Here is a 14,478-nt window from a genome sequence, read left to right as displayed (position 1 = left end):
CCTCAAAAAACAGTGAAAACTAAATTACTCAACAATTGCCAACACATCAGATTCAGAAAGAATTAGGTACTCTGAACCATCGATTTTTTCTGATTTGACACTATAGCCGTCATTAAAAATGACGATATCATCGACTTTAACGTCCATTGAGACCCGCTCTCCATTTTCCAGTCGCTTGCCCAAGCCAACGGCAACAACCTTCCCTCGATTGGATTTATGAACTGACTGAGACGTAAGTACAATTCCTCCTTCCGACAAGCGTTCTGCTTCAAGTCTCTCAACGATCAGCCGGTCATTTAAAGGACGAATATTCATGAGGTTAGCCTCCTACAATTGTTAAACATAAAAGACATAATAGTGATGGATAGAACCGATGTAGTGCCCTTCCGATTAGGAAAATAGGGACAACAAAAAGTGACTTCAAGAGGAGTTTTTAAAAATTTATATTCGATTTGAAATCAATTTATAACTTTAATATTCAATTTGGTTATATTTCAATTCTTAGGGAATCGCCTCGATAAGCATTTACAATCAGTGTATTAAGTGCGAATTGTGGTTAGATTTATCAGTCGAAAGTCTGGTTATGGCGAAAGAAGAGTATCTTTAACTCAAAAGCCCCCTAGTCACAGATCTGATTACAAAAGAGCGGCAACAACTTCTTTGGTAAGTGCTGCCGCATCTGGAAAATACCTTGACGCTCTCACTATCTGAACAGGGAGCAACCTAACCCAGTAAGGAGGCTTAAATATCTTATGAATGGCTCAATAGCTAATCTTCTTCAACATACTCTAAAATATCGCCCGGCTGACACTCTAAGTGTTTGCAGATCGCATTTAAAGTCGTTAGTTTTATCGCTTTTGCTCGACCATTTTTCAAAACCGAAAGGTTCTGTTCAGTTATGCCAATCAAAGATGCGAGCTCATTTGATCGCATTTTCCTCTTAGCTAACATTACATCTAAATTAATAACAATAGACATCCCAACCACCTAAATAGTCATCGATTGTTCTTCATAAAGCTCATTTGCTTCATGCATCACTTTTGCCACAAGTCTAACAATTACACTCATTACGATTAATGCAACATCAATATCTTCAATACTAAACGTAAAACCGTTAGGTGAATAGAACCCACTAAATACCATACTTTCGATGAATCTTAATAAAACATAGATAAGAATACAATAAGATATTTTGGTATATTGATCTGCATTTTTCTTAGTGAAAACAACCCCATTTTTATACAGTTTGAATAATTTTATCAATTGCCATGTAATTAAGGTTGCAGCCACCATTGTGATATTGGAAATGAAGTAACCGTAAATATAGCCTTCACTACTAAAATAATCCTGCTCCCCATTAACGGTTAATATCACTCCATCATTACCACCGAATGCGCCATAAAACCATAAGAACGCATGACTTATAGGGTTTAAAAATATTATAAGCCAAAGGGAAATCAAAACTTTATTACTTAAAGACGCAACTGAATTTAAACTTGACATACTTTATATCTCACAAATTGTATTTTTTAAATTAGAAATAATCTCGGTAGATTCTTTCTCTACCATCAATGCTAAATATAATAAATTCATCTGTTAATTCATCATATAAAAAGCTCCCTTGTTCGAGAATGATGCTTTCATAATAGTCATCAATAAATACATCATCGTAGTAACTATCAACCACAATGACATTCTCACTGTGAGTCTTAAATCGAGACTCAGATACCACAATAGGTTCAACACTTATTGGTGCCTGTAGTGCTACAGAAAGCGCAATTCCTAAACTCATGTGAATGCCTATACAGTCATTTTATTGGTTAGCTTGGTGTCCTCATGTGTGTCTATCGTAAGGATAACAGAAACGCATGTCAATCATAAATTATCGTAAAACGATAATTTATGATTGTTTTTCATTTAGTTTTTAATGAGAAAGCCTAGGAATATTAGGCATAGTTAGCTTCATTTCGTCACTAAAGGGATGTGAAGAGATCCAGCTAGGGCCTGAAAAACAAGCGTTACTCTCGTCGCTCAGAGTCGCTTGATGACCAAGGTTGCACGCAGACAGTCTTGCCGTAGAGGTTTGATTACTCAGTAATAAGTAATAAGTAATAAGTAAAGGTTGAGGCAGCGAAATAATCAGAGATGGCGTAGATAAAAATCAGACAAGGCTAAAGTTGTATACAACAACTTTAGCCTTACTTATTCATCTACTAAATTAAGGTTGGGTTAGGAGGTGTAAATCGGTCAACGGGAGACTAATCTATATGACTTCCGACTAGTAGTAAGTCACAAGGTGGCTCTTTTAATAAAACATCTACTGTACTACCAGCCCAATAACGGGAGAGAGCGCCCCGTTTGCACGCCCCCATTACTAAAATTGATGCTTTCAGAACATTCACCGCTTTTGGTAACCCTTGCTCAGGGTTACCTTTAACAAAGGTCAAACCAACTTGATGCAACTTCTTCTCAACGAGAAATTCTTGTATCGCAAACTTCTGGTTATCCAGAATCTCTTTGGTGTATTTATACAGGTATGGGGCTACGTACTGGCAGTAAACCAAAGACATTTCCGCATCTAATGCTTCTTTTAATGCTTGGCTACGTTTTACAAGTAATTGGTCAACGTCTGCCTCTTTGTCTTGTCTATGCAGAGGGTCAATAGCGACGGCAATTCGCAAGTCACTTTTCCAACTCTGCCCTGTCATTAACAGAACGTCAAACCTGTGGCGCGTCAGCTCTCTAAGAACTTGAGGTGACATTACGCCAGAAGCATAGTCGATACAAAGTAACTTAGAAGCACCTGTCGACTCGTCCGTTAACCCTTTGAGCCATTGTGACCCAGGCAAATGAACAAAATCGACCTCGACAGGGAGTAATTCGAGTTCTGAATTAATATCTTCAATCAATTCAAGAATCGAGCTACACCACTGAACGTAGTAATCATTATATCGAACCGAGTTTCCCTCACCCTGGAGTAAAAAATCTAAAAAGGTATGATCTTCACTTCGTCGATAATCTTCGGCATAAAGCTTCAATGGTTGATTGAAAGAATGCGCAAGCAATAAAGCCTTCTTCAAGACGCGCTTTGATGGCGTGGTAGAGACTCGGGTTAACAAACAAATAGCGTTCATCTGTGTACTCCACATCTGTTGAGTAATGCTGCGTTAATAAATGGCGTTTAACTTGAAAAACTGGTCGAGGGAAAAAAACTAACAATAACCTTAGCTTCCTATCACTTTCAATTTAAAGTATGTGACAAATTAAAGTTCCCAACAAGTTTTATCCCGCCTTTCATTGCTCTTATTGGTCAACAACTTGTTCGGTAGAGTCCGAAGTAAGTGGCTTGACTGTATTTCCAGTTATTTTTATGACACCCTTTTGCAGCATAAGGCTATTGGGATAGGTGATCATGTTGCCATTTTCGTGGCGAATAATAACGTGAAACATGGTGATATCACTAATAGTACCGCTGATATCTTCGTCTTTATCGCAAACCTTAATCTTGTCACCAATTCGATATGGGAACGCGAAGAAAATCAACACGCTTGCCGAAACGTTACTTAAGATCGACCACTGAGCAAACAGTGCGACACCAAGAACAGCAAAAATCGAGGAGAGGAATAACGAAATATCACCGTACCCTAGATCCAGTAATAGAGTAAGTAAGGTAATAAAGACAAAAAAGGTCGATACATTGAACGCCTTAACCACAAAGACTTTTCTTTGACTAGAGACCTGCTTTTTATGAGCCAATGATAACAAAGTCTTCTCACCGACTCGTCTCAATAGCACGTACATTACAACCAACACAGCTCCAAGCATGAGTTGATGTAACAATTGTGACTTAAACAATATCTCGCTCATTAAATAAACTTCAACCTTTTCAGTAAAACAACTTCCAGCGCAATTATGACCACAAGTCCAATACTAAACAATAAAAATGCGAGCGGATTGTCGACGCCAGGAATACCACCAATGTTCACACCGAGTAGACCAGTAAAGAAACCTGCTGGAAGAAAAATACCTGCAATGACAGAAAATAAGTAGGTATTTCGATTCATGATTTGAGCTTGTTCTTGTGCAATATGGGCAAGTAAATGATTAATTTGGTCCAGATAGAACTCAATAGACTCATTGATACGCGTAATGGTGTCTAGGCAGTTTTTAAAGTGCTGTTTCTGCGACTCAATAAGAGGTATGCCCGACTCAAGTAAATCTTCAAAAGCGTATTTTTGCGGCTTCAAATAGCGACGCAAACGAAGTAAACGAGCGTGAAGAGCATTGAGTGAAGTGAGATCATCAACGGTCGGCGCTTCCATATTATTAAGTTGCTCATCAATAGGGGAAAGAAAATTCGATATCAGCTCGCTGATACCACTGGAAATAGCAACAAGCAAAGAAGGAATGTTGTCGGGACCTTTACCTGCCTGGAGTTGTTGAGACAAGCAAGAGATGGCCTTTGAAGGCACTTTACGTGTCGAGACTAATGCCCCCTTATACCACATCATGCGTAAGCTCAACATATCATCAGGTTCAGCGCCCTCGTTTAAATTTATACCTCTTAAAATCAATAGGAAGCAATCAGAACCATACTGTTCAAAGCGCGGTCTCGTATCATCAGCAAGAAGCGAATTAATTAACGCTTCAGGTAAAGGGTGTGACTCTAACCACTCCTTCAAACCATCAGCATCCCTCTGGCAGTGATACCAATGATTTTCTTTAATGCTACTGCCCCGGTCTACGACAGAAGTCGCCTGCCCAGAAGTAAAATCCCAACAGGAAATTAGAAATTCGCTCATATGTATCTCCAAGTCGAGTTAGCGAACAAAAAATGGTGAGTATATTGATTAAAAAAGAATACGTTTATTCATGTTTAAACTAAGAAAAGAGCTCCTAGTCCAAGAAATACTAAAAACCCGACCACATCAGTGACCGTCGTTAAGACAACAGAGCCCGCTACAGCAGGGTCTATGTTAAGTTTTTTGAGTGTAAAGGGAATAAGCGTACCTGACAATGCAGCTGCAAGGCTATTCACACTGATTGCACAACAAATGATGATACCCAAGCCTACTGAATCAAACACCCAGTAAACGATCCCACCAATGACGGCCCCCATCACCAAGCCATTGACAGCAGCGATCTTGAGTTCTTTATTGACAAGTAGCTTTAGGTTGCTTTGATGTAAGTGATTGAGCGCGATGCCACGTAAAGAGACGGCCAAGGTCTGACTACCCGCAATCCCCCCCATACTGGCAACAACAGGCATTAAAATAGCAAGGGCGACAACTTGTTCAACAACAGTATCAAACACGCCAATGATTGCTGAGGCCGCAAATGCCGTAATGAGGTTAATGACAAGCCATACCCCTCTAAGTCGAGCTGCAACCCCCAAAGGCATAAAAAGGTCTTCCTCGCTCTTTACGTTTTCAGGGACCACCGCCTGTAATCCTAACTCCCTTAAAGCGATCGCTAAAGCACTCATGGGCAAGACACCAACGACCTTCCCCCCTGACAAAACAGGAAACCAATGACTCTTACCATCAATAGAGACTAATTTGCCCACATCGTAGATATTTTGAGTGTCCTCGAGAATCGGAGTTGGCGTCAATATTGAAGACAGCACCTCACTGTCGGATGTGATCAACAAGGCTTCTGGAGAAACGCACCCGACGATTTCGGTGCCATCACGTACAACAATTAAACGTACAGGGCTATTTGAGCGGCGCTGCATTTCACCTTTAATCCTACCGATCGTGTTCCGCTTATTGGCCGTGATATAGCAGGACTCCATGTAACGCCCTACCGTATCATCTTTATAGGAGAGCGCCTGTTGAATGTATGCTGCGCTTGCATCACTCTGCTGTAAGAGAAATTCATCAACAAATGCCACAGGTAGAAAGTCGGCAAAATTGATGACATCGTTCTCGGAGATATGAGCTAGGCGTTCACTCAACATTGCTTCATTCAATAATGAATGTACATGTTGAGCCGTTTCATACTTTAGCAGGTGTAATATTGGCCAGTATTTCTCCGCAGGGACGACATCAATTATGGCTTTACGTTTTGGTGGGTTGACGGACTCCAAAACGTTCGCAATGTCTGACTTAGATTGATTTATCAGCCCACTTAAGTCATCACCGGCATCGATCGCTTTAATGAGATCCGCAAGTAAATTTGGCGGCGTCTCTATAGACTGGGGTTGTTGTAGTTCAGTCATTTCCTGACCCCTTATCATTTTGTACTGGGTCACCTTTAACGATAAATAAACGGCTAGGTTCTATGTAGATACGTTCGCCCATTCCCTCACGGCCAAGCAGCATCATATGACTCGTCTCCATACGGTTAGTCATTGTTATTCATTGGTTAAGTATGCTTACCGATAACCAATCTGTCCATTTCACACACCTCGATCACTCTCTACTAAGTCATGCAATAACTCGATGTGCTCTGCTACATCATCTTCATCTTTGCCAAAATAAGCAACGTGAAACATGGCATCACCTTCTTGAACCAGTGGGATATTTTGTTTGCCAATAATGATTCCTGATCGTGTTGAGGTTACTTTCTGTATTGGCGCACCTAAAGGTGAGTTGATTTCCGCGAGAACCTGACCTTTTTCTACTCTTTCTCCTAACTTGACCGCTTCATTGACAAACCCACTACCCGCGGCTCGAATCCATTCACTCTTGTTCGATACAAAAGGCTCAATAGGGTGCTTTTTACGTCGAGACTTTCTTAACAACCCTAAGCTCATTAGTACATTCTTAACCCCTTTTACACCCGCCTGTATGGATAGAGGGTCAAAGCGCAGCGCTTCTCCGGCTTCATAGAGTAAAATTCGCGTGTTATTGGAGGTCGCCGCTTCTCTTAGTGATCCATCACGCAGATTGGCATTTATCAAAACAGGAACGCCGAACGCTTTCGCCAAAGACAAGGTTTCTTCATCAGCTAGATTAGCTCTGATTTGAGGCAAGTTGGAACGATGAATGGCACCAGTATGTAAGTCGATACCATAATCACAGTGTTGAACGATATTGGTCATAAAAGTATGGGCGAGTCGAGAGGCCAAAGAGCCTTTCACTGAGCCGGGAAAACAGCGATTCAAGTCCCGTCGATCCGGCAAATAGCGACTTTGGTTCAAAACACCATAAACGTTAACCATAGGCACCAAAACCAGGGTTCCTTTTATGATATTGAGCTTTGATGCGATAAGGCGGCGAATTATTTCGACCCCATTGAGTTCATCACCATGAATTGCAGCACTGACAAAAACCGTAGGCCCAGCTTTATTAGCTCTTTGGATATGAACAGGAATGAAGAGTTCTGTGTCAGTATAAAGCTTTGCGACTGGAATATTAATTTGGCAACTTTGCCCTCTAACAATAGTTTGACCCGCTATGAGGATGGTATCGTCTGTCATTAGCCTTTCCCACGCGTTTTAGTTGCATTAGGTTTTGCGTTTTTCTCAATAAAGTCGAAAATCATCCCTGCTACATCTTTACCTGTAGCATTTTCAATACCTTCTAAACCGGGAGAAGAGTTAACCTCCATCACCACAGGTCCGTTGTTTGATTGCAGTATGTCAACGCCACATAAATTTAACCCCATAACTTTGGCAGCGTTGACGGCAGTTAAGCGTTCTTCCTTAGAGAGTCTCACCAGTTGAGCGGTTCCTCCACGGTGTAAGTTAGAGCGAAATTCGCCCTCTTCAGCTTGACGCTTCATCGCGGCGATCACTTTGCCGCCCACAACAAAACAGCGTATATCAGCCCCACCCGCTTCTTTAATAAACTCCTGAACAAGAATGTTAGCTTTTAGGCCCATAAAAGCCTCTAATACGCTCTCAGCCGCTTTGTTTGTCTCTGCTAGGACAACACCAATACCTTGTGTGCCTTCAAGGAGCTTAATAACGAGCGGGGCACCACCGACATTCTTAATCAGATCTTGGATTTTATCGGGTTTACTAGCAAATCCAGTTCTCGGAAGCCCAACACCTTTGCGCGACAGTAGCTGTAACGAGCGTAACTTATCCCGCGAACGGCTGATAGCAATGGATTCATTGACACAAAAGGTTCCCATCATCTCAAACTGTCTAACGACTGCAGTTCCATAGAAAGTAATTGACGAACCAATTCTTGGGATAACAGCGTCATACAAAGGTAAATCTCGGCCTTGATATCTTACTTTAGGGTGACTGCTAGTAATATCCATGTAGCAGTGTAGAGTGTCGATGATATCTACCTCATGGCCTTTCATCTCACCAGCTTCTTTTAGACGTCGGGTCGAGTACAGGTTTTCATTTCTAGATAAAATTGCGATACGCATAGTACCTCCTCCAATCATGACTTAGGCGTTAAAGCTCAGTAATGGTCGATATTTGATTGCGATCTGTCTCTTTAGATAAATATAGAGCACTATCCACTTGCAATCATTGAAAGGACAGACATCTACCGACGGTTGGGTTGGTTATTTTTCAAGCGAGGACAAGAAATCACGAATTTGCAGCGGCCAAACGCCATTTAAACTATCTCGTTCTCAGAGCGTCAGGCTAGAAATGAACTGTTTTTTAACAACTTTCTCCCGAAGCTTCAAATTATTGCTAGACGAAATCAGTTAGCCGGGTATAAGTTGTGATATTTACTTTCAACCAATGTAGGTGCTCATTTGACGCTTTCAAACTCACCTAATCTATTGCTTGCCGAGCAATGGAAAGCTCGTAACGACGATGAACACAAAATTCGCCGTGATGACCACAGAAGTCCGTTTCAACGCGATCGTGCTCGCGTACTTCACTCTGCGGCATTTAGACGATTACAAGCCAAGACCCAAGTTCATGGAACCGCAATCAACGACTTCCACCGGACACGTCTGACTCACTCTCTAGAAGCCGCACAACTGGGAACTGGGATCGTTGCTCAGCTGAAAAAGAAGCAACCTGAGTTCCGAGAACTGCTGCCATCAGACAGCTTAATTGACTCTCTTTGTCTTGCCCACGATATCGGTCATCCACCCTATGGCCACGGCGGTGAAGTCGCACTGAACTATATGATGCGAGATCATGGAGGCTTTGAGGGCAATGCCCAAACGTTTCGCATTGTGACTCAGCTGGAGCCTTATACAGAGCACCACGGCATGAACCTATCAAGACGCACTCTCCTTGGTTTGATCAAGTACCCGTCGCCAATCAGCAAAATCAGAGCGGCATCAATGCCAAAACCAGTAAAACATCAAAGGCAACTGCGAGCCCGAGACTGGATGCCCGCTAAAGGGATCTACGACCACGATAAAGCGCTGTTTGAGTGGGTACTTTCACCCTTATCTGAACACGACCAAGCTCTTTTTCAACAACCAAGAAAAGCGCACGTCGAGCCATTTGAACACAATAAAACCAAGTTCAAATCACTCGACTGCTCCATCATGGAGTTGGCAGATGACATCGCCTATGGTGTACATGATTTGGAAGATGCGATTGTGCTTGGCTCAGTGACCAAAGCGCAGTGGATGGAATCAGCTTACCCGCAATTGTTGGAAGCTAACGATCCTTGGATCGTAGGTCACCTCGATTCAATTACTGAAATGTTGTTCTCAGGAGAACAATACCGTCGCAAAGATGCCATTGGTGGCATTGTTAACGCATTACTTACCAGCATCTCAATCAAGCCAGTAGATGCGGGTTTTGAAAACCCACTGCTCTCATATAATGCCTACCTAGAACCGAGCATGGATTTAACCCTAGATAAGCTGAAGCACTTTGTGAGTGAGTTTGTGATTCAAGTGCCTCAAGTTCAAGTCATTGAGTACAAAGGGCAACAGATCATTATGGATATGTTTGAAGCCTTCAGTGCCGACCCTGAGCGTTTGTTACCTCTGGCAATTAAAAAGCAGTGGCAAGGCCACACTGAAGAGTGTCGTAAGATGAGGGTTATTGCTGATTACATCTCGTCCATGACCGATGACCTCGCTCAAAAGGTGCACCAGCAGCTGTTCTCAGCGCATACCGAGTTCTGACTGGCTGAGCTTCGTTGAAGAATACTCAACTTAAGTAGTTTTTCTCAAACACGCCTGGTGGCATTTGGTCGATTTGAAACTGAATCATTCGATCAAATGCCGCAAGTAACGGAGCAAACTCATGATGGGGTTGCAGTAAGCTCAGCAAATGATAACCCGCCTCTACGGTGGATAGACTGTTTTCACTCGGCGCTTTACGAATCCGATAGTTCCCTTTCAAATCTTTTGGTAAATGAACGGTAACGAGCTGCTGTAAATTGCTGGAAACTTGCCACATTTTGAACGCTTTCTTCCACGTTCCGTCGAGCAAGATGATTCTCCGTTTTGGCTTATCCGTACCATTCCAACTGGACTCAGATAACTGCTCAACTGACACCGAGCTCTCACCTGGGTACAAGATTGCATATTGATAGTTGGGGTCGCTCAACAGAAGATTGAGTTCTTCGTGTTCAGAAAAGTCTTCGCCAATGAAAGTAACGCTGTTTTCCAATGACAAGGATAAAATTCGTGCTGTACCCATCGGCCTATGCTCTTCTGATGGGTGCTGAAGAATGATAAGCTCAACGTCCGATTCAAGTGGAGTGATCCACTGACAAATACACGCTTTCAAAGCCTTGCGGCACTGGGGGCAATAACGAGACATGGATTTACGGTGTACCCTGCTTTAGTTTTTATTTCACTGATGTGTGTTTTGTTCCAATTTGACCCGATTCAAGCTTGGGTCGTTTGGGATCACAATGCAATCGCCGATGGACAATGGTGGCGAATCGTAACAGGAAACTTTTCCCATACCAACCTTTCGCATTTGGCGATGAACCTAATTGGATTATGGGTAATCAGTTATCTATTTCAACCTAATGCTATTCGACTGATTACGTCACTATTGATTATCAGCTTGTTCACTGGTACTGGACTGCTACTGACCAATATCCAAAGTTATGTCGGGCTGTCTGGCACACTACACGGGTTATTTGGTTTCTTTGCGCTGACAGAGGCGCTGACTGGACGTCGTTCAAGCTGGTTGCTCGTAGGTGGTCTGATAGTGAAAGTGGCTTGGGAACAGTTTGTTGGCCCTTCCACCACGACTGGCGCGTTAATCAATGCACGCGTCGCGATTGAAGCTCACCTGTTGGGTGCCGTTGGTGGCTTTATCTTGGCTTGGCTGAGACTAAAGAGATGGACTTAACTCTATCAAAATGAGTGAAACCGAAATGTGGCTTAGCCATAAGTTCAAACGAGGATGGGAGTGAATGGCGGTCACTCCCTTTTTATTGCTATCTTTGTTTTGACCCTATTTAGAGTTCAATTCTCTTACGGTTCTTCTCAACAGTGGCAACACCGATGCCTTTGACATTCGCTAAGTCGTCAGGCTTTTGAAACGCGCCATGTTGGTCGCGATACTGCACGATTTCTTCAGCTTTTTTATCACCGATACCAACTAACAAAGCTGACAACTCTTCCGCTGTGGCCGTGTTGATATTTACCGTTACCTCAATACCTTCATAAAGTTCTGCTTTAGACGGACTATCGGCCCAAACTGAAGCACTAAAAGCAATCATAAAAGACATTAAAAGAGTGTATAAACTTTTCATTCTCGTTCCGTTCCATGTTGTGAAAACTAATCCCAATCACAGTAAGTAAGTGATCAAAAATAGCGCAGGAAAAAGGCTTGAGAACAAGGCAGAATTTTCTGATAAGTAGTTATTCTACAATCAAAAATTCTAACGCAGTTATCGAGCATTTTAACAAGCTAGGGTGAGCAATTATTTACTACGATTGGTATAAACATTACTCTTTGAAAACCGACTACCGAAGTTTATTGAGACAAAAATAAAGCGGGCCACCTAAGTGACCCGCTTTGAGTTACAACTGATTTTCATCGTCGTGTAGGCTGACTCGCAAACCTACTCTCCAAGCTATCTTTTACTGAGCTTGCTATTATTGACCTTGACCTACGATGTAGTATTCAACGTCTGCATTCTTACGAAGTACGTTCAGAACGTTGGTTAGGTCTTGCTGGTTACCAACTCGCTCTAGCTGCGCACCAATTTGAGTGCTGTAATCTGGGTTGATATCTGCAGTAACCTTAGACAGCTCGACAACGACGATATTACCGTTTTGGTCTTTCGCTTGACCAAACACTGCTTGATCCGCTTCTGGCTTAGCAAAAGCAAATACAGAACTTGCTAGTGGTGAGCTACGGTCAATCGTTTCAAGCTCGCTAAACGTCAGGTTGTTTTCCGCTAGTACGGCTTCGTTACCTGCTTTTAGTTCATTCACAAGTGATACGCCTAGCTCAATCGCTTGTTGTTCCGCTTTAACAGCAGACAGCGCAGCAACGACTTGATCTTTCACTTCTTCAAGAGGAAGAACTGTCTCATCACGAGTCTCTTCAACGCGAACCACAATTACGTGTTCAGGCGCAACTTCGATAACTTCTGAGTTTAGACCATCTTCTTTCACTTCAGGACTTAGAATCGCTTGTATTACAGCAGGCGTTTTCAGCAGCTCAGGAGCGTCGATTTGAGAAACGAAGTCTGTTGTCTGGATCTTAGCGTTAATCGCCTCTGCAGAGTCGTCTAGTGAGTCTGGGTACTCAAACGCAACTTTCTCTAGTTCAGTTTGTAGCTCGTAGAACTGGTCTACTGCTTCCTGATCCAATAGTTCTTGCTTGATCTCAACCGCTACTTCAGAGAAAGGCTGTGCTTTAGAAGCTTGCAGTTCGTCTAGCTTGATGATGTGGTAACCAAACTCAGACTTAACTAGGCCTGTTGTATCACCGACGTTTTCGAGAGCGAAAGCCGCATCTTCAAACGCTGGATCCATCACATCACGTTCAATCCAACCTAGATCACCGCCAACATCCGCGCTGCCGAAATCGTCAGATTTCTCTTCAGCTAGTGCAGCAAAATCAGCACCTGCATTTAGCTCATCAAGAATGGCTTGCGCTTTAGCTTCATCATCACCTTGAACAAGGATATGACTTACTTTACGTTGCTCTTCAGTCGAGTACTTGTCTAGGTGTTCTTGATAGTACTGTTCAGCTTGTTCGTCAGAGACTTGGATTTGACCTTTCAGCGCTTCTGCAGAAAGCTCAATGTAAGACACCTTCGCTTGCTCTGGACGAGTGTAAGCTAGTGGGTTTTGCTGGTAGTACTCTGAAATCTCATCTTCCGTTAGCTCAACACTTTTCGCAAGTTCAGCAACCGATAGCGTCACAGTACGGATATCACGAGTTTGAGCAATCAGCTTGCTTTGAGTATCGATCTCGCCTTGAAGAACAAACTCACTGCTTTGTAGCGCCGTCACCAATTGGTTTCGCATTAGATCACGACGCATGTATTCTGCAAAGCTTTCAGGGCTAAAACCAGCGCGACGAAGTGCTGCTTGGTAAACTTCTTGATCAAATTGACCCGCAGTTTGGAACTGTGGCATCTCTAGAATCATAGTGCGAATTTGTGAATCACTGATGCGTAGACCTAGAGATTCAGCTTGCTGCTCAAGCAGTACATCGTTAATCATACGATCAAGTACTGATTTACGGAAAGACTCTACGTATGCAGGGTCTGCAAGCATTTGAGAAAAGTAATCGCCAAGTTGAGATTGCATGCGATTACGCTCGTTTTGATAAGCTTGTTCAAACTCACCACGACCGATTTCGGTATTGCCAACTTTCGCTGCGGCGTTGTTACCACCACCTGTGATGTAGCTACCTACACCTGCGAATACGAATGACAGGATAATCAACCCAAGGATAATTTTTACCGCGATGCTATTCACGCCTTCGCGTAATCGATCCATCATAATTTAAGTGCTCTCCGGATATGAAGCATGGGCTTCAACATAAAAATCTTATTCACGCGATATTATCAGAAAAAGAAATGCGCATCAGTAGGATGCGCATAATTTAAATTAGTTCAATGTGCTTTACACAATCACTGTTTAAGGATGAAACATCATTTTTCAAACAGCTAACGCATCTTGCTACCTTGGCTTAACGAAAGCCGAGGTAACGCAATATTAGTTACATGCGTCTTTTAGTGCTTTACCCGCTTTAAAGCCAGGTACTTTTGCTTCTGCAATTTGGATTTCTTCACCAGTTTTAGGGTTACGACCTGTGCGAGCTGCACGAGTACGAACACTGAAAGTACCAAAACCAACAAGTGCTACTTGGTCACCTGATTGAAGTGTTGTGCCAACTGCTTCGATGAATGCGTCTAGTGCGCGGCCAGCTGAAGCTTTAGAGATATCTGCGTTTTCTGCGATTGATTCTACTAGTTGTGTTTTATTCACTGTGTTTCCCCTCTTTGTCATCTGCGACTAATTTAGGATGACGGTACGTTCCATTTTGGTTTTAATTTAGCCGAAAGCCTTATTGCAAAAGGGCTTGCGGCTTTAGTCAATTAACTTAGCGCCCAAAAAAAACGCTGACAAGCCTTTTTAGACTCATCAGCGTAAATCTTTACT

General features: G+C 42.6%; 17 protein-coding genes. 2 read left to right on the top strand and 15 right to left on the bottom strand.

The annotated features are described in order from the left end of the window. Window positions 1–24: 24 nt before the first annotated feature. The 11 genes from vsple_RS04480 to rimK all read right to left on the bottom strand — a co-directional run bounded on the left by vsple_RS04480 (window position 25) and on the right by rimK (window position 8,328). Window positions 25–315, bottom strand: a complete 291-nt coding sequence (locus vsple_RS04480; RefSeq protein ID WP_255231111.1) for a co-chaperone GroES — start codon at window positions 313–315, stop codon at window positions 25–27. Between the two features lie 453 nt (window positions 316–768). Beyond that, window positions 769–978, bottom strand: coding sequence for a helix-turn-helix domain-containing protein (locus vsple_RS04475; RefSeq protein WP_255231112.1), 210 nt, complete (start codon window positions 976–978; stop codon window positions 769–771). 9 nt (window positions 979–987) lie between these two features. Further along, window positions 988–1,503, bottom strand: coding sequence for a DUF2975 domain-containing protein (locus vsple_RS04470; RefSeq protein WP_261882776.1), 516 nt, complete (start codon window positions 1,501–1,503; stop codon window positions 988–990). A gap of 31 nt (window positions 1,504–1,534) precedes the next feature. Further along, on the bottom strand, window positions 1,535–1,792 hold the full coding sequence (locus vsple_RS04465) for a hypothetical protein (protein ID WP_261882775.1): 258 nt from the start codon (window positions 1,790–1,792) through the stop codon (window positions 1,535–1,537). Window positions 1,793–2,258: 466 nt separating this feature from the next. Continuing rightward, on the bottom strand, window positions 2,259–3,134 hold the full coding sequence (locus vsple_RS04460; RefSeq protein WP_261882774.1) for a universal stress protein: 876 nt from the start codon (window positions 3,132–3,134) through the stop codon (window positions 2,259–2,261). 169 nt (window positions 3,135–3,303) lie between these two features. Next, window positions 3,304–3,867, bottom strand: a complete 564-nt coding sequence (locus vsple_RS04455) for a mechanosensitive ion channel family protein (RefSeq protein WP_261882773.1) — start codon at window positions 3,865–3,867, stop codon at window positions 3,304–3,306. Then, complete coding sequence (locus vsple_RS04450) at window positions 3,867–4,802, bottom strand: CorA family divalent cation transporter (protein WP_255231117.1); 936 nt, start codon at window positions 4,800–4,802, stop codon at window positions 3,867–3,869. The genes vsple_RS04455 and vsple_RS04450 overlap by 1 nt, the downstream gene beginning before the upstream one ends. 74 nt (window positions 4,803–4,876) lie before the next feature. Beyond that, window positions 4,877–6,220 carry a magnesium transporter gene (locus vsple_RS04445; RefSeq protein WP_261882772.1) on the bottom strand — a complete coding sequence of 448 codons (1,344 nt, stop codon included), beginning with the start codon at window positions 6,218–6,220 and terminating at the stop codon, window positions 4,877–4,879. Further along, window positions 6,213–6,353: a hypothetical protein gene (locus vsple_RS04440; RefSeq protein WP_261882771.1), complete on the bottom strand. Its 141-nt coding sequence runs from the start codon at window positions 6,351–6,353 to the stop codon at window positions 6,213–6,215. The genes vsple_RS04445 and vsple_RS04440 overlap by 8 nt, the downstream gene beginning before the upstream one ends. Window positions 6,354–6,400: 47 nt before the next feature. Beyond that, on the bottom strand, window positions 6,401–7,423 hold the full coding sequence (locus vsple_RS04435) for a succinylglutamate desuccinylase/aspartoacylase family protein (RefSeq protein WP_261882770.1): 1,023 nt from the start codon (window positions 7,421–7,423) through the stop codon (window positions 6,401–6,403). Then, complete coding sequence (gene rimK, locus vsple_RS04430) at window positions 7,423–8,328, bottom strand: 30S ribosomal protein S6--L-glutamate ligase (protein ID WP_255231121.1); 906 nt, start codon at window positions 8,326–8,328, stop codon at window positions 7,423–7,425. The genes vsple_RS04435 and rimK overlap by 1 nt, the downstream gene beginning before the upstream one ends. 339 nt (window positions 8,329–8,667) lie before the next feature. Between rimK and vsple_RS04425 the strand changes: the two genes are divergently transcribed. Continuing rightward, on the top strand, window positions 8,668–10,011 hold the full coding sequence (locus tag vsple_RS04425) for an anti-phage deoxyguanosine triphosphatase (RefSeq protein ID WP_261882769.1): 1,344 nt from the start codon (window positions 8,668–8,670) through the stop codon (window positions 10,009–10,011). A gap of 25 nt (window positions 10,012–10,036) precedes the next feature. Here vsple_RS04425 and vsple_RS04420 read toward each other — a convergent pair whose 3' ends face one another. Beyond that, window positions 10,037–10,654: a tRNA-uridine aminocarboxypropyltransferase gene (locus tag vsple_RS04420; RefSeq protein WP_261882768.1), complete on the bottom strand. Its 618-nt coding sequence runs from the start codon at window positions 10,652–10,654 to the stop codon at window positions 10,037–10,039. A 9-nt stretch (window positions 10,655–10,663) separates the two neighbouring features. Between vsple_RS04420 and rrtA the strand changes: the two genes are divergently transcribed. Then, on the top strand, window positions 10,664–11,197 hold the full coding sequence (gene rrtA, locus vsple_RS04415) for a rhombosortase (RefSeq protein WP_261882767.1): 534 nt from the start codon (window positions 10,664–10,666) through the stop codon (window positions 11,195–11,197). A gap of 109 nt (window positions 11,198–11,306) precedes the next feature. Here rrtA and vsple_RS04410 read toward each other — a convergent pair whose 3' ends face one another. The 3 genes from vsple_RS04410 to vsple_RS04400 all read right to left on the bottom strand — a co-directional run bounded on the left by vsple_RS04410 (window position 11,307) and on the right by vsple_RS04400 (window position 14,304). Beyond that, window positions 11,307–11,603 carry a ComEA family DNA-binding protein gene (locus vsple_RS04410; RefSeq protein WP_255231126.1) on the bottom strand — a complete coding sequence of 99 codons (297 nt, stop codon included), beginning with the start codon at window positions 11,601–11,603 and terminating at the stop codon, window positions 11,307–11,309. A gap of 346 nt (window positions 11,604–11,949) precedes the next feature. After that, window positions 11,950–13,815: a peptidylprolyl isomerase gene (gene ppiD / locus vsple_RS04405; RefSeq protein WP_261882766.1), complete on the bottom strand. Its 1,866-nt coding sequence runs from the start codon at window positions 13,813–13,815 to the stop codon at window positions 11,950–11,952. A 216-nt stretch (window positions 13,816–14,031) separates the two neighbouring features. Next, complete coding sequence (locus vsple_RS04400; protein ID WP_004736083.1) at window positions 14,032–14,304, bottom strand: HU family DNA-binding protein; 273 nt, start codon at window positions 14,302–14,304, stop codon at window positions 14,032–14,034. Between the last annotated feature and the right edge of the window lie 174 nt (window positions 14,305–14,478).

Source organism: Vibrio pelagius, assembly GCF_024347575.1.
Taxonomy (GTDB): domain Bacteria; phylum Pseudomonadota; class Gammaproteobacteria; order Enterobacterales; family Vibrionaceae; genus Vibrio; species Vibrio pelagius.
This window is presented reverse-complemented; position numbering and strand designations above follow the sequence as displayed.

Coding starts and splice junctions, on each gene's coding strand:
- vsple_RS04420 (WP_261882768.1), bottom strand. CDS start 10,654: ATGTCTCGTTATTGCCCCCAGTGCCGCAAGGCTTTGAAAGCGTGTATT.
- vsple_RS04455 (WP_261882773.1), bottom strand. CDS start 3,867: ATGAGCGAGATATTGTTTAAGTCACAATTGTTACATCAACTCATGCTT.
- ppiD (WP_261882766.1), bottom strand. CDS start 13,815: ATGATGGATCGATTACGCGAAGGCGTGAATAGCATCGCGGTAAAAATT.
- vsple_RS04435 (WP_261882770.1), bottom strand. CDS start 7,423: ATGACAGACGATACCATCCTCATAGCGGGTCAAACTATTGTTAGAGGG.
- vsple_RS04475 (WP_255231112.1), bottom strand. CDS start 978: ATGTCTATTGTTATTAATTTAGATGTAATGTTAGCTAAGAGGAAAATG.
- rimK (WP_255231121.1), bottom strand. CDS start 8,328: ATGCGTATCGCAATTTTATCTAGAAATGAAAACCTGTACTCGACCCGA.
- vsple_RS04460 (WP_261882774.1), bottom strand. CDS start 3,134: ATGAACGCTATTTGTTTGTTAACCCGAGTCTCTACCACGCCATCAAAG.
- vsple_RS04410 (WP_255231126.1), bottom strand. CDS start 11,603: ATGAAAAGTTTATACACTCTTTTAATGTCTTTTATGATTGCTTTTAGT.
- vsple_RS04470 (WP_261882776.1), bottom strand. CDS start 1,503: ATGTCAAGTTTAAATTCAGTTGCGTCTTTAAGTAATAAAGTTTTGATT.
- vsple_RS04445 (WP_261882772.1), bottom strand. CDS start 6,220: ATGACTGAACTACAACAACCCCAGTCTATAGAGACGCCGCCAAATTTA.
- vsple_RS04480 (WP_255231111.1), bottom strand. CDS start 315: ATGAATATTCGTCCTTTAAATGACCGGCTGATCGTTGAGAGACTTGAA.
- vsple_RS04440 (WP_261882771.1), bottom strand. CDS start 6,353: ATGACTAACCGTATGGAGACGAGTCATATGATGCTGCTTGGCCGTGAG.
- vsple_RS04465 (WP_261882775.1), bottom strand. CDS start 1,792: ATGAGTTTAGGAATTGCGCTTTCTGTAGCACTACAGGCACCAATAAGT.
- vsple_RS04450 (WP_255231117.1), bottom strand. CDS start 4,802: ATGAGCGAATTTCTAATTTCCTGTTGGGATTTTACTTCTGGGCAGGCG.